At 37.9% G+C, this 17529-nt stretch carries 26 protein-coding genes and 1 tRNA gene; 2 read left to right on the forward strand and 25 right to left on the reverse strand.

Annotation, left to right across the window (positions count from 1 at the left end):
• Positions 1-74: 74 nt before the first annotated feature.
• Positions 75-650 carry an adenylate kinase gene (locus AC0IWE_RS01655; RefSeq protein WP_055912583.1) on the reverse strand — a complete coding sequence of 192 codons (576 nt, stop codon included), beginning with the start codon at positions 648-650 and terminating at the stop codon, positions 75-77.
• A gap of 452 nt (positions 651-1102) precedes the next feature.
• On the opposite strand from AC0IWE_RS01655, the gene phnA reads away from it, so the two are divergent.
• The gene (gene phnA, locus AC0IWE_RS01660) at positions 1103-2344 is read left to right on the forward strand and encodes a phosphonoacetate hydrolase (RefSeq protein ID WP_471791653.1); all 1242 of its coding nucleotides are present in this window, start codon (positions 1103-1105) and stop codon (positions 2342-2344) included.
• 4 nt (positions 2345-2348) lie between these two features.
• On the opposite strand, the gene AC0IWE_RS01665 is transcribed toward phnA, so the two are convergent.
• From AC0IWE_RS01665 to AC0IWE_RS01685, 5 genes are all read right to left on the reverse strand, one after another.
• Positions 2349-2678: a hypothetical protein gene (locus AC0IWE_RS01665; RefSeq protein WP_055912590.1), complete on the reverse strand. Its 330-nt coding sequence runs from the start codon at positions 2676-2678 to the stop codon at positions 2349-2351.
• Positions 2679-2762: 84 nt separating this feature from the next.
• Positions 2763-3977, reverse strand: coding sequence for an MFS transporter (locus AC0IWE_RS01670; protein WP_471791654.1), 1215 nt, complete (start codon positions 3975-3977; stop codon positions 2763-2765).
• Positions 3978-4000: 23 nt separating this feature from the next.
• On the reverse strand, positions 4001-4198 hold the full coding sequence (locus tag AC0IWE_RS01675) for a hypothetical protein (RefSeq protein ID WP_471791655.1): 198 nt from the start codon (positions 4196-4198) through the stop codon (positions 4001-4003).
• A 47-nt stretch (positions 4199-4245) separates the two neighbouring features.
• A complete protein-coding gene (locus AC0IWE_RS01680; RefSeq protein ID WP_471791656.1) occupies positions 4246-4482 on the reverse strand; it encodes a zinc-binding dehydrogenase in 237 nt (78 codons plus the stop codon).
• A gap of 251 nt (positions 4483-4733) precedes the next feature.
• Positions 4734-5081, reverse strand: a complete 348-nt coding sequence (locus tag AC0IWE_RS01685) for an alcohol dehydrogenase catalytic domain-containing protein (protein WP_471791657.1) — start codon at positions 5079-5081, stop codon at positions 4734-4736.
• A gap of 220 nt (positions 5082-5301) precedes the next feature.
• Between AC0IWE_RS01685 and AC0IWE_RS01690 the strand changes: the two genes are divergently transcribed.
• Positions 5302-6000 (forward strand): phosphonatase-like hydrolase, encoded by a 699-nt coding sequence (locus AC0IWE_RS01690; RefSeq protein ID WP_055912596.1) that lies wholly within the window; start codon positions 5302-5304, stop codon positions 5998-6000.
• A 201-nt stretch (positions 6001-6201) separates the two neighbouring features.
• On the opposite strand, the gene AC0IWE_RS01695 is transcribed toward AC0IWE_RS01690, so the two are convergent.
• From AC0IWE_RS01695 to AC0IWE_RS01785, 19 genes are all read right to left on the reverse strand, one after another.
• A complete protein-coding gene (locus AC0IWE_RS01695; protein ID WP_471791658.1) occupies positions 6202-6825 on the reverse strand; it encodes a metallophosphoesterase family protein in 624 nt (207 codons plus the stop codon).
• A 59-nt stretch (positions 6826-6884) separates the two neighbouring features.
• A complete protein-coding gene (locus tag AC0IWE_RS01700; RefSeq protein ID WP_471791659.1) occupies positions 6885-7106 on the reverse strand; it encodes a metallophosphoesterase in 222 nt (73 codons plus the stop codon).
• Between the two features lie 222 nt (positions 7107-7328).
• Positions 7329-7718 carry a DUF5018-related domain-containing protein gene (locus AC0IWE_RS01705; RefSeq protein WP_471791660.1) on the reverse strand — a complete coding sequence of 130 codons (390 nt, stop codon included), beginning with the start codon at positions 7716-7718 and terminating at the stop codon, positions 7329-7331.
• Positions 7719-7809: 91 nt separating this feature from the next.
• Entirely contained in the window at positions 7810-8247 is a 438-nt protein-coding gene (locus tag AC0IWE_RS01710) for a RagB/SusD family nutrient uptake outer membrane protein (RefSeq protein WP_471791661.1), read from the reverse strand.
• Positions 8207-8722: a RagB/SusD family nutrient uptake outer membrane protein gene (locus AC0IWE_RS01715; RefSeq protein WP_471791662.1), complete on the reverse strand. Its 516-nt coding sequence runs from the start codon at positions 8720-8722 to the stop codon at positions 8207-8209. Before AC0IWE_RS01715 ends, AC0IWE_RS01710 begins: the two co-directional genes overlap by 41 nt.
• Positions 8694-9755: a RagB/SusD family nutrient uptake outer membrane protein gene (locus tag AC0IWE_RS01720; protein WP_471791663.1), complete on the reverse strand. Its 1062-nt coding sequence runs from the start codon at positions 9753-9755 to the stop codon at positions 8694-8696. Before AC0IWE_RS01720 ends, AC0IWE_RS01715 begins: the two co-directional genes overlap by 29 nt.
• Positions 9756-9789: 34 nt before the next feature.
• Positions 9790-10560, reverse strand: coding sequence for a hypothetical protein (locus AC0IWE_RS01725; protein WP_471791664.1), 771 nt, complete (start codon positions 10558-10560; stop codon positions 9790-9792).
• A gap of 242 nt (positions 10561-10802) precedes the next feature.
• Positions 10803-11141, reverse strand: a complete 339-nt coding sequence (locus AC0IWE_RS01730) for a hypothetical protein (protein WP_471791665.1) — start codon at positions 11139-11141, stop codon at positions 10803-10805.
• Between the two features lie 42 nt (positions 11142-11183).
• Positions 11184-11342 (reverse strand): hypothetical protein, encoded by a 159-nt coding sequence (locus tag AC0IWE_RS01735; RefSeq protein ID WP_471791666.1) that lies wholly within the window; start codon positions 11340-11342, stop codon positions 11184-11186.
• A 347-nt stretch (positions 11343-11689) separates the two neighbouring features.
• Positions 11690-11833: a hypothetical protein gene (locus AC0IWE_RS01740; RefSeq protein WP_471791667.1), complete on the reverse strand. Its 144-nt coding sequence runs from the start codon at positions 11831-11833 to the stop codon at positions 11690-11692.
• A gap of 63 nt (positions 11834-11896) precedes the next feature.
• Entirely contained in the window at positions 11897-12112 is a 216-nt protein-coding gene (locus tag AC0IWE_RS01745; RefSeq protein ID WP_471791668.1) for a hypothetical protein, read from the reverse strand.
• 41 nt (positions 12113-12153) lie between these two features.
• On the reverse strand, positions 12154-12396 hold the full coding sequence (locus tag AC0IWE_RS01750; RefSeq protein WP_471791669.1) for a hypothetical protein: 243 nt from the start codon (positions 12394-12396) through the stop codon (positions 12154-12156).
• Positions 12371-13387 carry an STN domain-containing protein gene (locus AC0IWE_RS01755; protein ID WP_471791670.1) on the reverse strand — a complete coding sequence of 339 codons (1017 nt, stop codon included), beginning with the start codon at positions 13385-13387 and terminating at the stop codon, positions 12371-12373. Before AC0IWE_RS01755 ends, AC0IWE_RS01750 begins: the two co-directional genes overlap by 26 nt.
• Before the next feature lie 138 nt (positions 13388-13525).
• Positions 13526-14398, reverse strand: coding sequence for a FecR family protein (locus tag AC0IWE_RS01760; protein ID WP_471791671.1), 873 nt, complete (start codon positions 14396-14398; stop codon positions 13526-13528).
• The gene (locus AC0IWE_RS01765) at positions 14364-14702 is read right to left on the reverse strand and encodes a hypothetical protein (protein ID WP_471791672.1); all 339 of its coding nucleotides are present in this window, start codon (positions 14700-14702) and stop codon (positions 14364-14366) included. Before AC0IWE_RS01765 ends, AC0IWE_RS01760 begins: the two co-directional genes overlap by 35 nt.
• 105 nt (positions 14703-14807) lie before the next feature.
• Positions 14808-15401: an RNA polymerase sigma factor gene (locus tag AC0IWE_RS01770; RefSeq protein ID WP_471791673.1), complete on the reverse strand. Its 594-nt coding sequence runs from the start codon at positions 15399-15401 to the stop codon at positions 14808-14810.
• 398 nt (positions 15402-15799) lie between these two features.
• Positions 15800-15873: transfer RNA gene (locus AC0IWE_RS01775), tRNA-Arg, on the reverse strand.
• Between the two features lie 99 nt (positions 15874-15972).
• Positions 15973-16437: a redoxin domain-containing protein gene (locus AC0IWE_RS01780; RefSeq protein WP_471791674.1), complete on the reverse strand. Its 465-nt coding sequence runs from the start codon at positions 16435-16437 to the stop codon at positions 15973-15975.
• Between the two features lie 82 nt (positions 16438-16519).
• Positions 16520-17428: an SDR family oxidoreductase gene (locus AC0IWE_RS01785; RefSeq protein WP_471791675.1), complete on the reverse strand. Its 909-nt coding sequence runs from the start codon at positions 17426-17428 to the stop codon at positions 16520-16522.
• Positions 17429-17529 lie beyond the last annotated feature (101 nt).

Raw genomic sequence — 17529 nt, forward strand, 5'->3', positions numbered from 1 at the left:
TTTTTTGAAATATTGAATCAGGATTGGTTAAATCCCTTTCTATAATCCTATTGTTTTATAATATAAATCGATAATTATACCTTGTACTGATCAATTACAGCACAAAGATCGTTATATACCGTATCAATTTCGCCAATACCGTTTACTTTATTCAACTTTCCTTGCTCCTCATAATAAGGCAAAACGTGGATGGTTTTATCAAAGTATTCTGAAATCCGCTTTTTTAGTTTTTCAGCGTCATCATCTGGTCTGCCACTCGTTTTATGGCGCTCAGCAATACGTTTTGTCAACTCATCCTGATCTACATCCAAAGCAATTACACCAGCAATTTTGCTGCCTTTACGCTCTAAAAATAAATCAAGCTCTGCTGCTTGTGGAACGGTACGTGGAAATCCATCAAACACAAATCCTTTGGCATCCGGATTTTTATCTACCTCTTCTTCAAGCATGGCAATTGTAATGGCATCAGGAACCAATTCTCCATCAGCTAACAATTGACTAACTTTTTTTCCTAATTCGGTTTCTCCTTTAACGTGTGCTCTAAAAAGATCGCCTGTTGAAACGTGTACCAGCTGATATTTTGCAATCAGTTTTTCAGATTGGGTGCCTTTACCCGCCCCTGGAGGGCCAAAGAGAACTAAATTAAGCATTCAAGTTGTTTAGGTTGTCTTTAAAATTAAAAAAGCCTTATTCCTATGGCTCTATCAAAAGTAAATACAAATTACTGGATCTAAAAGATTAGTTAAATTGTTTACTTTCAAGGCTGCAAATATATAATTATTAATTTAGAAGCCATTTAAAATTAAGAATTTATTTAAAAAAGAGCTATTTTAATGACATTTATCTTAATCAACAAAGAATCTTATGCTATATTTATATTTCACATCATATTCTTCCAATAACTGGGGCATTTTGCCAAATAATTCCGATCGCATTTAATCAAATTTGATTAAACCTTTTAGCAAACGAATAGCTGAAATAGTTCAGGATTTTCTAAGCTCATTAACTCACACTGTATTTATTAATTAAACTATATTTATAATGGGTTTTACACGATAAAGCGTTAAATTCACAGTTCGCAAAACAACCTTGTAACCAAACAATGAATGCTATTTCTACCAAATCTTTTTCAGCAAATAATATAACCTATTTACCGCCCTCAAAACCGATTGTAGTTATCTGCATGGATGGCTCGGCCGACGAGTACCTTGATACCACACTGGTTCACGACCGGATGCCAAACCTAAAAAAAATGATACTACAGGGATACAGAGGTATGGTACGCGGTGCATTGCCTTCTTTTACCAATGTAAATAATTCGTCTATCGTAACAGGGGTGAGTCCGGCAGTACATGGTATTTGTGGCAACTTTTTTTACGATGCCGAAAAAGATGAGGAGGTAATGATGAATGCTTCCAATTACCTGAGGGCCGAAACATTATTGGCAGCAGCAGCGCACGCTGGCAGAAAAGTAGCAGTTGTTACGGCAAAAGAAAAACTACGTGATATCCTTTCACATCAGTTAAATGGCATTGCTTTTTCGGCTGAAAAGGCTGCACAAGCAAATTTGCAAACCCATGGTATTGAGAATGTAGAAGAACTCATTGGGCAAAAAGCTCCCCTTATTTATAGTGCAGAGGCGAGTTTATTTGTATTAAGAGCAGGTGTAGCCTTGTTGGAAAAAGGCATGGCTGATTTTTTATATTTATCGCTTACCGATTATATGCAACATACTTATGCACCTGATACGGAAGAATCGCTTGCTTTTTACGAAGAACAGGATATTGAACTGGGAAAAATGCTGCAATTAGGAGCTGTTATTGGTGCAACGGCCGATCATGGCATGAATGCAAAAATAAAAACTGATGGAACACCAAATGTTTTGTTTATCGAAACCATGCTTAATGAGAAATTTGGTGGTGGATTTAGGGTAATCTGCCCCATTACTGATCCTTATGTTAAACACCATGGAGCCTTGGGTTCTTATGTGTTGGTTTATGTGGATGATGCCGCTAAAATTGAAGTGGTAAAAAACTGGTTGAGGCAGCAAATTGGCATTACTGAAGTGTATGATAAGGAAACAGGTTGCCGCATACTGGAACAACCGGCCGATCGCACCGGAGATCTATTTGTACTGTCTGCCCGTGATGTTGTTATCGGAAAAACAGCCGCTCATCATGATTTAAAGGCATTAGACGGCACCTTACGCTCGCACGGTGGCCGATATGAAGAAATGGTACCCATGATAATTTCAGAACCCTTAAATGCTATTTATAAGTTAAAAGCACAGGGTGATCCACGCAATTTTGATATTTTTGATTTTACAGTTAATGGCACGCATTAAACACTTAAATCATATGGCTTTTTTGAATGCTAGCTTTTAATAACACAAATTCGTAGCTATCCTGTGGAATAGTTCGCCTGAGTAATTTCAATTTTTCCGGTACAAATCTAAACCTGATTTTTCCGTAGAGATCCTGATAAACACCAACCTGCTCACTAATTTCCCTTACCATACATTCGTACTTCTGATAAGTAGTAATTAAATCTGCTTTAAGATTCCTGATTTGGTCGCAACCCTCAGGGTCATTACCAACCATGCCTTCCAGCTCTTCCAATTGCTCAAGCAATCCGATCATGTTTGTTACCGTTGCCCTGTTAATCCCTTTTACACTCATATTCTATTTAAAAAAATGCTTTGAACCATACCGACAGCCAAAATTTACTGCCGGTTTTTAATTTAACCTGTGTAATCGCCTTTACTAGGCCAAAACTTGCTCTACTTTTGTCTTTTCTCCCATTCTGGAAACAAAAAATGCTATCGAAGCTGATGATACACAGGCAATTGCCGTAACAATAAAAATATTGTTGCTATCGCCGGTAATATCAATCACGTAACCTAAAAAAGGTTCGCCAATGGCCGCAAAAAGATAACCACACATATTCATAATTCCCACTCCTGTACCAGTTAACTTACTGCCCAACATATCAGGACTTAATGGCCAATAGCAAGCCTGCGGACCGTATACAAAGAAACCTGTAAGCAACATCAGCAAACCACTTAATGCAATTTGTTGTGTTGGCACAATAAAAATGAGAATTGATAGCACGGCACTTACCGACATGCCCACAATGATGGCCTTTAGTCGGTTTCCTTTAAACATGGTATCGGACAAAACGCCAAAACAAAGTGCACCAATGGCCATCCCAACCGGCAGCAGAAAAGTAACCCAGATATTGCCTGGATTTTCTTTCCATTCTTTACCCAGAAAATGTACAGGAACCCAAAATATAAGGCCATAACGGGCCATACTTTCGAAACCAAAAGACAAAGAAGTGAGAAGAAACTTTTTATTTTTAAAAGCTTCCTTATATCGATCCAACCAAGCAGTTTCCTGAGCATCAACTTGTGCATTTCCTGTGTTTTCATTCTCATCCGGTTTATCTTTCGCTACAATTAAAAGTATGGTAGCCGTAATCAATAAAAGTAAAACAGGCAAACGGAACAACATCCGCCATTCTATTCCCTGCTGTAATAACACGATCGAAATCAGGTAAGTAACTGCCGAAGATAATCCAGCCGCCATGGTATAAAAACCAAAAGCTTTACCACGTTCGTGTTCATCCCACCAGTTATTAATCAGTTTTGCACCCGGTGCCCAGGCCATAGATTGAAAGAAACCATTTAGCCCCCAAAGGATCATAATTAAGGTAGCCGTGTTGGAAAAACTGATAGCAATATTTGTCAGAATTGATAAATAGGCACCTGTTGCGATCATCAGTTTCGGGCTTAATTTATCGGCAAGGTTTCCGTTGATAAACTGGCCTATTGCATAACCGATTAACATACAAAAGCTAATCCAGCCAATGGTGCTGTAAGGAATATGCAATTCTGCAACCATACCTTTTATTGCCCAGCCGAAATTGTGCCTTCCAGTATAAAAGAAGAGGTAACACAACATGGTTACCAGGAGCATCTCGCCACTTTAAAGTATTTGAGCTACTGTTCATTACCGCCTTTTTTAGCAATATTTATCCCAACACGAATAGGTTTATTCGCAACTGCATAATTAAATGCAGCTTCGGCCTCAGCGAGCACAAACTCCGCTGAAACCAATGCTTCGAAAGGAAATTTTGAATAATTATTTTCTATAAATTTAACTGCTGCTGTAAAATCTTCATGGTTATAATTGTGCAACCCTTTGATGGTGATCAGGTTGCGAACAATTTGTTCGGCATTTACCTTTACTTCACGGGCTTTAAATACAGCTCCGATCCAGAACTGCTCGTGCCGCCAACTGTAAGTGTAGAAAGTCCGGCTTCCATTGCATCTGGCGAGCCACTCATATCGAAAACTACATCAATATTATTGGGAAGCTGAGGATTTTCGTTTAATAAGTATTGGTTGCCAGCCCCAAATGATTGCGCCAGCTGTAAGCGTTCTGCATTTACATCGGCAACGAGTACCTCTTCCTGCCCCATCAGCACTGCACATTGCCGCAGCTACTAGACCTAGTAAACCCACTCCGGAGATTAACACTTTTTTTCCTTTTAAACTTCCTGATAATCGTACCGCACCGGCAACCGTAGCAACTGCACAATTAATGGTAGCTGCCACCTTTAACGGAATTTCTTTACTGATTTTAAGTACTGTGGTACCATTTTTTAATACACAGTGTGTAGAAAGTCCGCCGTGAAGGGCATCAGTATCAGTTATGGTAGCATGGCCATATTTAAAAAGCCCATCTGATTTTTGTGGCATGCCTGCCCTCGCCCTGTCCGAATCGGTATTGGAAGCAAATACTGCTCCAGGTAACCCGGTCACCGATTTTGAGCTGGTTTCCTAAATAATCTATTTGGGCATGCTCAGGATGAAAACCTACAATTTCGCCAACAATTTCGTGGCCCAGTACCGTGGGCACGGCTTCGGTTCGTAATCCACAGAAAGTATGCAGATCACTCCCACAAATGGTTGTGTAAAGATTCTCGACAAGAATTTCACCAGGTTTCAATTCAGGAATAGCCGTTTTCATTTCTTCAAGGTGGTTTCCTGATCCATTGAAGGCAATGAGAGTTTGCATTTTTCATATTTATTTATCTATTGATCAATTTGGTTATCGTGGCCTCACATTTTTGTGTATTGCCAAGAATTGGCAAATAAACGTTTTTAATGTTTAGCAAAAGTAAACAAATGTTAATGTAAATGTTAACAATTACTAAACATTTGTTTAGTAACTTTTCAGGTATTATATTTGGCCACTGAGTTTAAAAAATTAATTTACCTTAAAGATAAAAAGCACAATGCATACTGAAATTAAAATGGTCGTATTTGATATGGCTGGCACAACAATAAACGAAAATAACCTGGTATACAAAACTTTAATGAATGCTATAAATGCGGCTGGTTTTAATTACAGTCTCGATCAGGTACTCGCTGTAGCCGCCGGAAAAGAAAAAAGAGAAGCCATTAGGTCTGTATTAAGAACTTACGAAGGTAATTTTGAAGAAAGTGTTGTAGGAGACATTTATGATGAGTTTATCGGAAAATTAAAACTCGCTTACGAAAAGGAAGATATTTCAGGACAACCGGGTGCGATTGAACTTTTTAAAAAACTTCGTGAAAAAGAAATTATTTCAGTGCTGAATACAGGTTACGACCGATCTACTGCAACAGCTATTCTGGATAAAATTGGCTGGAAAGCGGGCGTTGATTTTGATACCCTGATTACAGCATCAGATGTTAGCCAAAACAGACCTGAACCGGATATGATTTTATTGGCCATGAAACAACATGGAATAAATGATGGAAAACTTGTGGTTAAAGTTGGCGATTCGAATATTGATATAGAAGAAGGCCAAAATGCAGGTTGCGGATTAAGTATTGGCATTACCACAGGTGCACATACACAAGAACAATTGGAAGAAGCAAATCCAGATGCTGTGATTAACGAGCTAAAGGAAGTTTTAAGCATTATATCTGGAGCCCCGGCAAACGCATAAGCGCTCAATTAAATACCCAATGATTAACATCAAAATGTTGGCGTGGAAACACGTCAGCATTTTTTTTGCTTTTAATTATGTTTTTAGCTTAAATTATGTCGCTTTACCTATTTTCTGGAAGCTTCTTTTATAATTAAGGTAGCTACCATCAGCATAACGCAATGGCAACTACCATAAAAATGAATTTCAAGTGTATCAAACTTATTTTTTCCCTACACCAATAATTCTTCTTTTGCGTATAATAGGAACAATCTCTTTGCCGACAAGCAACCCCGTTTCATCCTTAAAATTCAGTTCTTTTGGAGATGGGCCAACCCATTTGCTTTTTCTGCCTTCGATGATAATGCTTGCCGATGAGGGATCAATTGTTAAGGTAGTAAAAAGCGAATCCTCGTAAGGGCAGGTGCTGGCTATCCATTGATGGCTTTGATGAATTTCTTCAGGATAGCTATTGTGTTTGTATTTGCTTCCCACCCAAAAGTAAGAGGCTGAATTAATGTGAAGATAATTGACATTTTTAATCAACAACTGGCAATCGATATGGGTATGACCATTTATAGCCAATAGAATTTTATCACCAGCCGAACTGAGTATTTCCTGTATTTCTTCGGCATTATCTACCGCCAAAGCACCTGCAAGCGGTTGGTGGCTTACAATAATAATGGGTTTATTGATCTCCTTTAATTGTTGCTGCAACCAATTTTTTTGCTCATCATTTATAAATGATGGGTATCCTCCCTTATGTTTTGGCGATCCTTTATCATTCCCGTCCAACACAATAAAACATACCCCATTAATTTCTTTTGTATAATACCTGGCTGGCATTTTGTAATAGCTGATGCACTGTGCTTTGGTATGGCCTGAATCTGTATCATGATTGCCAATTACATGCAATGCCTAGGGTGGGCACCATTAAAGCGATCTATCAGTTCCTTATTTTTTTCGTTTGGATAGGCAAAATCACCCATTTGAAGAATCAGATCGGGATCAATATTTTTACAGTGGGTTAAAAAAGCATTTAACCGTTCGCTGCCGTTATGAATTACATCTTGATGTAAATCGGTAATTACACCAACTATAATCGGTTTTGCTTTCGGCGAAAACATGGCCAGAGAGCAGTATCAGGAATCTGCAGAACAATCCCTGTGGCAAACATCCCGCTGATAAATTCTCTTCTGTTTAAGTTTTTCATTGCTAACAATATTTGTGTTAAATAATTTGATCCGGCTAACTGGAATTTGCGGTAAAATCAGGATAATTGTTTCTATTTTATGTAATAAAAATGCCAAGCAGAAATTGTTTCCACTTGGCATTGGGTTTTAATTAACTTACGGTGCCACTGAAATTAAAATTTTCCAGTCACGATCAGTTCCATCAGCCGAATGGAGCCGATAAGTAAAATCGCCTTTAGAAAAATCAGCAATTATGCCGGCAGTTGGCGCACCATTTATAGGCTCAATTGATTTTGCAAAATGAGAAAATCTAATGCCAACCTTAGTTAGGTCTGTCCCCTTTACAACAACAATTCTAACCGTAGCCTGGCTTTTATCAATAACATTTGAGGCGGTAGTTATACCTGTTATCTGATAACCGGTAACCGTTTCTCCGTAGCCCAACTGGTTTTTAACCTCATCATACCTGAACAATTGCACGTTTGTTATCACCGCATTATCTCCCCACTTGGTATCATCCAATTCTACCCTGGGTTTTACAAACAAGACGATAAAACAACAATGCCCATCAACATCAAACCATATAATATATTTTTATGTTTCATTTTTTAATAGTTTAGTAAATATCAATAATGAATTAATTCCAACCTGGATTTTGACTCAGCACAGCATTGTTTGCCTGATAAAGCTTTATTTGCTGTAGCGGGATGGCACTTAGATAATCTCTTCCTGACTCGATGAATAATCCTCGTCCGCCAACCTTAAAATCAGGCACTTTAAAGTAAGGATTCATTCTTCCGCTGGTAAACTTATCTACATTGTTACCGATAACCAAGCTAAATTCGTTAAGGATATAACCATCTTTTCTGATCTGGCTATATAATGTTGGGTCTGATCCTTTATCTATAACGACTTGAGCAGGTGTACGGTTAAAATAATCTAAAAACTCCTGTAATGAAGCTCCTTTTGGCTGATAACCATTAATTACCTTTTCGTATACGGCCCATCGCTTTATGTCATCGAGCCTAAAACCTTCAAGCGCAAACTCTACAGTTCGCTCTCTTCTGATATTCATTTAAAACAGGTGTTCCGGTAGGATCAAATCCTAAATCCTCGCGATATGCTCCAGGAGTAATGGTATTCATATTTAATGGTACCATACCAACACGGCTCCTAATCAGGTTAACAGTTTTATCGATGTCTGTTTGATTAATTGTTCCTAATATGGCTTTGGCTTCAGCTAATGACAGCAAACCTTCTTCATAGCGCATCAGGATATCATCTGTTTCACCTCTAGTAGACTCTTGTGCCAAAACTGCACCCTTGTAATTACGATATCCGGTTGAAGTAAAACCTAACGAACTATATGGAGGCTGCGAAGCAATAATCGGATACCTGAATGAAACGCCATCGCTACCGCGGCCTGGCAATTGATTAAGCGGACCACGATCTGGAGTCCACACGGTTTGTTTAAACCGGGGATCTAAATTATCACCAAGCTGATTTAGTGTACTTGTATAATTAGGGGAGAGATACTTGTGGTGTTCCATCCTTATTTAAGTAGATATCAACCAGGTGATCGGTAATAGAAGGACCGGAATCCATAATCTTAGTGAAGAAATTATGGCTTGTAGCCAGCAAAGCCGCATCATATACTTTATAAAGGAAAACACCGTCGAGGTTTGCAGCATTTCTTTGTGCAAAAAGCTGATTGTATGACATTGTTTTATCACCTGTTGTAAATATTTTGGCACCGTTCCTTGCCATGAGTTGCAAAACTGTAGGTTCTACCATTTCTAAAAACTCAACCCCATTTTTACCGGCTAAGGCATAAGCACTGCTTTTTTTACCATGGTAATATTCCCATGTGCCTTCGTATAATGCAACCCTTGCCTTTAATATTAATGCAGATTCTTTATTTAATCTTCCTGCAATAGCCGCCTGGCCTTCTCCTTTCCAGTTTAGCTTAGCAATAGCTAAATCCAAATCTGCAATAATCTGTTTAGCTACCTCATATCTCGAAGCTCTTGGCTTAAATAATTTGTCCAAATCATTTTCACTTAAGGATTCTGTAATTATAGGCACGCCGCCAAAGTTTTTGAGCAAGCTAAAATAATCCCACGCTCTAAAAAAGTATCCTTCACCAATGTAATGGTTGGCAGCATCTGTTTTTTCGGCTTTAAGGTTAGCATTCTGGAGGAAATAGTTATCTGATCGGATACTTGCATAACTTCCAGACCAAGCTGCACTTGCATCTGGTGCTACTGAAACAGCATCCCACCTGTACAAACTAGCTGTAGCTGTGGTTTGTACAATCATCATGTCAGAATTGGCATCCAGCCCTAGATTGCTATTGCCTCCTGTAGGTGTACCTGTACCGTTTATTCCACTATATTGTGGTGCAAGTCGACCGTAAAATCCATTAACAAAAATTTGCAGTTGTGTTGCAGTTTTAAAAAAATCACTTGGATTTACCGAATCCAAAGGTGTTTTTTCCAAAAAATCTTTCTTGCAGGCCACAAAGCACATCATTATAAAGAGGGTAAATATGAGTTTGCTTGATTTACTAATGTAAGCTTTCATCTCGATTTTATTTATGTATGAAGTGATAGATTAGTTATAGGTTTATGTTTAATCCCATTGAATAATAGCGCAATGGCGGGTAACCATTTACACCATTCCTTAAGAGTTCAGGATCGTATTTAATAAAGGATTTATTATAGATAAAGCCTAAATTTTCGCCACTAAAATAAATGTTAACCTTTTTCAATTTAACCTTGCTTACCCATTTTTGTGGTAAATCGTAAGCAAGCGTAATATTCCTGATTCTTAAATTGGCCAGGTTTAACGAATATTTATTTGTTGGCAAACCTCTGCCTGTATTAAATGCCGGAAAAAAAGCATTGGTGTTACCAGGGCTCCAATAACCTAAATCAGTACTTTCTTTAAATGCAGGCGTATAGAAATAAGCCAGGTCACTACCTGCTCTTGTACCCCAAACCCATTCAGTATCATTGTAAACCCGCCATTGCATTACCCCTTCCAACACTGCAGAAAAAGTAATGTTATTCCAGGAAACAGTTGGGAGTATAGAATAACTTTTACGCGGGTAATTAAAACCGCCATTAACTAAATCGCCCCTGCTGTACCAAAAGCCACCGTTACCAGAATTAATGTAACCATCGCCATTAACATCATTATACATAATGTATCCTGGATAGTTATAAGTTCCGTTCAATGTTCCTGTTTTGAGGTCGGCAGCGTTCCGAGCAATGCCCTTTACGTCGTACACAAAGTTTTGTCCGAATTGCTGGCCGGGTGTCCAAATATTACTTACCCCTGTTTTGTTTGAATTATATTGTTTAACATAGCCGATATAATCGCTCATATTAAACTTAATCGAATAGTTTAAAGGTTTACCTGCTGCCTTAAACTGATCGGCCCAACCTACTGTAAGCTCCCAACCACGGGTTTCGGAAACCGCATTGTTTTTCTGTGGTGGATTCAGTACGGAACACCTGTGCGAAGTGGATCTACCAGGTCCGATTTTGATCTATTACTGTGCGTTGGTACCATTCGTAACGTTCAGGTGAACCTATTTTTTCAGGGCGGTAATATCCGACCCAAAGTTTAAAACTGTAGGTTTTGCCCAGGCGAGGTCTGAATTAACCAAGCCAGGTGTTGATGCAGCATTTCGAAGTACGCATTTCCTAAAAGCAGATTTCTATTTAAGGAAGTAGGTACAGTAGGTAAATACGTATAATATTCAGGAGTAATACCATCTGATTTATAAGTATTTCGAATCTCCGGATGTTGACCAGGAAACACAGGGCCTGAATTCTGAAAACAATATTTTTCAACGGCCAAAAGCTTCTCTTTCGCCGCGTTCCACGCTCCTGATATAGATGGAAATAAACCCCATCTGGATTTAGGTGCAAAAACGGGAGCTTGCATCTCTTCTACCGGCAAATTTGATCATGTATACTTTCTAGATAAGAATCATAGGTAAAATTACCCCGTTAAAAACCCGAAAGTACTCCACTCGTATATGTTATCGCTTGCTGCCGGGTTATTCGCCGCAGCACTAAGTGCTTGTTTTGCATCCTGAGCATATAAATCTGTTTTGCTCCCTGTTAGAGATTTAAAACCGGTTTTCTGCTGTTTGAACACCAAGATTGTGCAAGCAAAGTATGTTTTTGTGCAAAAGTATTGCTGTACTGGGCATTCAATCTAGCCCCATCTGGTACCCCAGCACGCCATTTGTTTTACTAATACTACTCAAATTTGCAGATCGGTTATTTTGAATTTTCGTACCATCCGGAAATTCCGTATACACTACTTTTGTAACTTTAGAATATTCAGAAAAGCTCTGTCTTCTTGAATAATCTGCGTTAATTTCAAAATGTTTAAATGGCTTTATGGTTGCGCCACCGCTAAGTACAATATCGTTTCTGGTGTTGTTAATAAGTCCACCATCACCTAAAATACCCGCTGCACCTAAGATCCATGAATATGCATTACCTGATGGAACTTTTAAGGGTGTAGCAAAATACTGTCGTCATACCGGCGAAAATAGCGTCATAATTGGCAACATCTGCTCCGTTACCTATATAGTTGGGGCCTTGGTTTGCCTGCCTGGCATAATTAATATCTGTTCTCAAATCTAACCAATCGGCAGCCTTGTATTTTAAGTTTGGTTTGAAAATTATAACGTGTATGTGTAATTAAGATCGCCTTTTAACAAGCCTTTTAGTATCATTATAGCCGAAACTAGAGCAGTAACTTACCTTATCTGTTCCACCGCTAAAATTTAAATTGTGCTGCTGACTGTAATCATACTTATTAAAATAGCTGTCGTATAGTTTTGTTGTAGCAAAAAATTGTTCTCTGTTCCAGCCTTTAAAACTGGCATCTCCCACTCGGAAACTGTCCGTTTTCAATATATTGCTGCGCTTTATCTCCAAATTGAGTTCTTATCGCATTAAATGAAGGATCGTTCCAATCCTGTTTTCAGCCAAGCCTCCATCCGTGCAATGGTAAGTGCATCAACGCCATCTGTACCTGTTCCGTTAGGTTGCCCGTTTCGCTGCGCAATGTTAATGTATCTTGCCCAATCTGGCGAATTCGGCTGCGTTGGAAAAAGCACCATCCTGCCAATTTTTGAATTGGTGGTATAATTAAACGACAGCTTTCCTTCTTTACCGCTTTTTGTGGTAATTGACAATACCCCATAAGGTGCTCTTGAACCATAGATAACCGTTGCAGCCCCATCTTTCAGAAAAGGAAATCGTTTCTACATCATTAGGATTAACATCCTGAATTGGCCTTTCAACTCCGTCAACCAATATTAATGGCGCACTTGTGTTGTTAATAGAGGTAAAGCCCCTAATGTTTATTGAGGGATTGGATTCAGGAGCACCGCTTGGCATTCTGATGTTCACTCCAGGTGCTAAACCAATTAATCCATCAGTTACTGTACGGATAGGCCTGTTTTCCAATACTTTGCCATCAATAGTTTGCACAGCATCAGTTAAACTGCTTTTTTTAGCCTTACCATAAGCAGTTACAACCACATCACTTAAGCTTTCTTGTGATGCTGTAAGTGTAACATTACCTTTTTTCACGTTACCTGCCACCACTTCTCTACTTTGGTAACCTATAAAAGAAATCACTAAAACAGATGTATTGTCTTTCACACTAATGGTAAATTCTCCATTACCATTGGTTTGGCTTACATTAGTAGTACCTTTTTCGGTTATGCTTGCTCCTGGTATTGGCTGGCCTTGCTCATCAACCACTTTACCTGTTATTTTTTCGGCCGTAAACTGAAATGGATCGGTAAAATTAAATTTTGCTTCCTTTCCTTTAATCATCACGATATTATCTGTAATCTGATATTCAAGTGCCTGATCTTTGAAGCAAATTTTCAATACCTCCTCTACCGAAGCATTTTTTACATTAATCGTAATCGGTTTGGCCAGTTTTAGGGCTTTTTTATTGTAAAAAAAATCGTAATTACTCTGATCCCGTATTTCGTTAATTATTAATGATAAGGGTGTATTCACCTTGTTAAGGGTTACTTTTTGCGCGAAAGTACCCGCGCTTACCTGCATTATGGCTATAATCAGAAAAAATGTAGTAATTTTCATCACCAGCAGAATTTTGTAATAGATATGGCAGTTACCTCCATACCGATTATGTAAGTTTAAATTCATAAATTTGATTTGTTGGGTTTCGGATTAATTCTTCGTTAAATTTTATTCCGACTTGTCGGAATGGGTAAACTCAGCATCCGGCCGAAGGTGCTCGAACACCTTTGGCCATTTTTTTTCATTTACCTGGTTTGTATGGGGTTATTTCGTCACAATTACCCTCCTTCCATCTATTTTAAAGTGTACATCACCATTAAATTCAATGATTTTCAATAAGGACGAGATATTTTTTGAACGCGACACTTTGCCTGCGTATATATTGTTTGGATCAGGTTTGAATTCATAAATAACATTAACATTGTACCATTTCGCAACTTTGGCCATAATGGTTTCGAGGTTATCGTCGAATTTAAAATAACCATTTTTCCATGCCACAACCTCTTCCATGTCGATATCGTTCGTTACCGTAATCTTTCCTGAGCTTGCCACAGCCTGTTCTCCCGGAACGAGTAACCTGGTTATTTTGCCATCCGAAATTTTTACCGAACCTTGTAAAAGCGTTGTTTTAATTTGTTTTTCATCGGCATAGGCCGCTATATTGAAATGAGTACCTAAAACCTCAATAACTTCATTCCTCGCATTTACCTTAAATGGCATTTGTGAGTTATGGGCAACTTCGAAATAGGCTTCGCCTGAAATTTCCACAACCCGCTCTTTACCAACAAATTGTAATGGATAGGTTATACTTGACAATGCATTTAACCATACTTTAGAATGATCGGGAAGAATTACCTGCCATTGACCGCCTAAGGGGACATCTATGGTATTAAATTCGGGTTTAAGGTTTTTCAATGCTGAATTTCCGGTTACTTCATAAACCAACTGCCCGTTGGCTGTTTTAGCAATACGAACCCCGTTTTGATTAACAACCTCACCATTGGTTAGGGCAGCTAAACTGATTTTTTTTCCGTTTGCGAGTGTTAATGTTGCTTTATCACTTCCTGGAGCCACATCAACATTGTTAACAATTTGATTGTGGTTAACTACTTTTTGAGAACTTAACCCAATATACATTGATATGCCTATGGCCAAGAGCTATACTTGCAGCTATTGACAATGTAATTAACCATTTGCGTTTAGAAAGTTTTATTGTTGGTTTTTGAGCTTGTTTAATGCTGTCGTTAATTCGCATCAACATCATCTGCTGGGTTGCTAAACGTTCTTCCGATGACATATGATCGGTATAGCCCTCATTAGCGGCCTGACGATCATACCAACGTTCAATTTGCATGATTTCGGCTGCCGTAGCCTCTCCATTTTTAAATTTGGTTATTATTTCCAGCAGGTGCTTATCTGAAGCATTTTGATTGTTGCTCATATAAGGTATTCGAAGCAAAAGAAAAAAGGTTCTATGCCAAAGGAAAAAAAATATCAAAAAGCAATTAAATTATTGATTATCAAATAAATAATTTTTTAAAAAAATTTATTTCGATAAAAAAAACATGCAAACGACAGTGAAAAAAGTTTTGCTTCCCTTAAATTCTTCCCTAAGAAAGTGCATGGCTTTATGGAGGTGTTTTTTAACAGTGCTCACAGAAATTGCAGTTCGGTCGGCAATTTCCTTATGAGATAATTCTTCGAAACGGAACAGGATAAATACTTCCCGGCACTTTTCGGGTAGTTTGTTGCATGCAGCAAGTACCAGCGTTTTAAATTCTTTTTTTTCTAACTGATCGTCTACTGCAGCTGGCAACAGATTGGCTTCATAAACCAGGTTATCAATATGCTTATAATGCATTTGCTGCAAACGATAGGCATCAATCACTTTGAACTTAAGTGCTGTTTTAAGGTAAGCTTCTAAATTGGATTTTGGATCTATTTCTTCCCGCCGGAAATAAAGATTTACAAATAATTCCTGTACTACTTCCTCTGCATCTGCTTTTGAATGCAAACGCTGATAAGCACAATTAAGAAGGGTTTCCCAATAGCGGTTATAGATTTGTATAAATGCGTCTTCACTTCCCATCCGAAGCTGCGCAACCACATCATAATCAGAAAGTTTATCGCGATTTTCCATTTTAGATTAAAATCTATCGATTTGAAAATGATGGGAATGAAATTTATTTGGTTATTGTTTACCAAAGCTAAACTTTGTTTAGCTAAAATCAAAACATTTTTTTAAACTGTGATATGATAGATTCGATCTGCACAAAAAGGAAATCATATAAATTTGAAATGTTGTACCGATTAGGAATTATCTGTAATAAGCAGCAGATGAGGTAAATGAAATATCGAGCAGGTTTATCAGAAAAAAATGGTGTTTAAAAGTGAATCCCCTCACAATTAGTATTTGACAGTGGAAATTATAAATAGGTGATGCTTAATTGAAAATTAAAATACAATTACCTGAATGACAAGCGTATAATTAATTTTAAGACATAAAAAAAGGGAGAATTTTACAATCCTCCCTTTCAGTGCACTTGTAGGGATTCGAACCCCAAACCTTCTCATCCGTAGTGAGATGCTCTATCCAATTGAGCTACAAATGCGTTTCCGTATCGTTAACGGACTGCAAAGGTATAATTTGATATTTTAATTTCCAATTAAATTTTAAAAAAATATCAAAAAAATCTTCTACAGTTTATGCTTTATACACCTAATGCATTATTAATTGCTTTAAAATCAGGCAAATCATGTGCATCTTCTAAAACTTCAGCATAACTAATTTTTCTTTCTTCATCAATCACAAAAGCCGCTCTTTTTGAAACACCCTTCAATCCGAACACAAATTCATCATAAAAAGCACCGTAAGCTTTAGAAACTTCTTTATTAAAATCAGACAATAATGGGAACTGATAACTTTGTACCTCTTTAAATTTACCCAAAGAGAATGGCGAATCAACAGAAATACCAATTACCTGTGCATTTATTCCTTCATAATAACTGAAATTATCACGCATGGTGCACAATTGTTCGGTACATGTACCAGTAAAAGCCATAGGAAAAAAATGTATGATTACCTTTTTGCCTTTAAATGCAGAAAGTGAAATCTCTGCTAAATCAGAACTGTATAATTTAAAATCAGGGGCTGTATCGCCAACTTGTAATGCCATTGGGTAATTTGTTTAATTGTTTAAATATATTAATTGGTTCAATAATTCAATTGTCGTTAATGCATGTAGCCAGACTAATGAATTAATAATCTTTTTTCATCTGTCGATCTAAAATCGCGAGCCCCTCTTCAAAACTATGAGGATTGTAACCCAGGTCTTTTATCGTTTTATCCAACACAAAACCTGTTTTAACCGGGCGTTTAGCCCCTTGGTTTAAACTTACCGAGCTTATTTCATTAATTAAAGATTGATCGAGCGCCCAATAATCGGCAACTTTCCGCACTAAACCTGCAATACTCATGTAATCTTTACCCGATACACTGAGAAATACCCGTGCATTTTTCTCAACAGCCAGCAAACAGGCCTCGGCCAAATCTTCGGCCAAAGTAGGCATGCGCCATTGATCGTTTACCACGTTTACGGGAGATAATTTTTCTAAAGCGCCTTTAGCCCATAATACAATATTGCTCCGGCTCATATCATTCGTAATTCCGTAAACTAAGATCGTTCTTAAAACAGCCCAGCTGGCCTTTGAATTTTTAAGCAGCTCTTCCGCCAGCACTTTCGATTCGCCATAATAACTTACCGGATTAACGGCATCTTCTTCCCTGTAAGGTCCGTCGGCACCATCAAAAACAAAATCGGTACTTAGATGGATCAGCTGAATATTTTTTTCTTCACAAATCGACAATAAGGTCTGAACAGCATCTACATTAAGCTGGTTACATAATTCTTTGTTGGCTTCGCAGGTGTCAACGTTGGTCATCGCCGCAGTATGGATAATCGCATCAGGCTGATATTTCTTAATAACTCCCCTCACCTCATCGCTCTTCAGAATATCCATTTCTGCATATTCATAGCCATCTTTTACAGGATATCGATTATCACCTTTGGATGTGGCCACCAATTTCACCCTACCTTCAGCCAGTACCTTTTCGGTTATTTTCTGTCCTAAAAGGCCATTGCTCCCTGTTGTTAAAATGGTTTTCATATTGCTTATTTCAGCCTCTAAATTATCGATAAAAACCATGTTGAAAAAATTTATAATATATATTTAAAATTCAGTTAGAATAACTTAACTTTGCCAACCGA

The sequence above is a fragment of the Pedobacter sp. AC402 genome (assembly GCF_979252805.1).

What these genes read in the sequence shown, in the direction of transcription:
- AC0IWE_RS01655 (WP_055912583.1), bottom strand. Translation starts at nt 650, where the DNA reads ATGCTTAATTTAGTTCTCTTTGGCCCTCCAGGGGCGGGTAAAGGCACC.
- phnA (WP_471791653.1), top strand. Translation starts at nt 1,103, where the DNA reads ATGAATGCTATTTCTACCAAATCTTTTTCAGCAAATAATATAACCTAT.
- AC0IWE_RS01665 (WP_055912590.1), bottom strand. Translation starts at nt 2,678, where the DNA reads ATGAGTGTAAAAGGGATTAACAGGGCAACGGTAACAAACATGATCGGA.
- AC0IWE_RS01670 (WP_471791654.1), bottom strand. Translation starts at nt 3,977, where the DNA reads ATGCTCCTGGTAACCATGTTGTGTTACCTCTTCTTTTATACTGGAAGG.
- AC0IWE_RS01680 (WP_471791656.1), bottom strand. Translation starts at nt 4,482, where the DNA reads ATGGGGCAGGAAGAGGTACTCGTTGCCGATGTAAATGCAGAACGCTTA.
- AC0IWE_RS01685 (WP_471791657.1), bottom strand. Translation starts at nt 5,081, where the DNA reads ATGCAAACTCTCATTGCCTTCAATGGATCAGGAAACCACCTTGAAGAA.
- AC0IWE_RS01690 (WP_055912596.1), top strand. Translation starts at nt 5,302, where the DNA reads ATGCATACTGAAATTAAAATGGTCGTATTTGATATGGCTGGCACAACA.
- AC0IWE_RS01695 (WP_471791658.1), bottom strand. Translation starts at nt 6,825, where the DNA reads ATGCCAGCCAGGTATTATACAAAAGAAATTAATGGGGTATGTTTTATT.
- AC0IWE_RS01700 (WP_471791659.1), bottom strand. Translation starts at nt 7,106, where the DNA reads ATGTTTTCGCCGAAAGCAAAACCGATTATAGTTGGTGTAATTACCGAT.
- AC0IWE_RS01710 (WP_471791661.1), bottom strand. Translation starts at nt 8,247, where the DNA reads ATGAATATCAGAAGAGAGCGAACTGTAGAGTTTGCGCTTGAAGGTTTT.
- AC0IWE_RS01715 (WP_471791662.1), bottom strand. Translation starts at nt 8,722, where the DNA reads ATGGAACACCACAAGTATCTCTCCCCTAATTATACAAGTACACTAAAT.
- AC0IWE_RS01720 (WP_471791663.1), bottom strand. Translation starts at nt 9,755, where the DNA reads ATGAAAGCTTACATTAGTAAATCAAGCAAACTCATATTTACCCTCTTT.
- AC0IWE_RS01725 (WP_471791664.1), bottom strand. Translation starts at nt 10,560, where the DNA reads ATGAGCGATTATATCGGCTATGTTAAACAATATAATTCAAACAAAACA.
- AC0IWE_RS01755 (WP_471791670.1), bottom strand. Translation starts at nt 13,387, where the DNA reads ATGAATTTAAACTTACATAATCGGTATGGAGGTAACTGCCATATCTAT.
- AC0IWE_RS01760 (WP_471791671.1), bottom strand. Translation starts at nt 14,398, where the DNA reads ATGTATATTGGGTTAAGTTCTCAAAAAGTAGTTAACCACAATCAAATT.
- AC0IWE_RS01765 (WP_471791672.1), bottom strand. Translation starts at nt 14,702, where the DNA reads ATGAGCAACAATCAAAATGCTTCAGATAAGCACCTGCTGGAAATAATA.
- AC0IWE_RS01770 (WP_471791673.1), bottom strand. Translation starts at nt 15,401, where the DNA reads ATGGAAAATCGCGATAAACTTTCTGATTATGATGTGGTTGCGCAGCTT.
- AC0IWE_RS01780 (WP_471791674.1), bottom strand. Translation starts at nt 16,437, where the DNA reads ATGGCATTACAAGTTGGCGATACAGCCCCTGATTTTAAATTATACAGT.
- AC0IWE_RS01785 (WP_471791675.1), bottom strand. Translation starts at nt 17,428, where the DNA reads ATGAAAACCATTTTAACAACAGGGAGCAATGGCCTTTTAGGACAGAAA.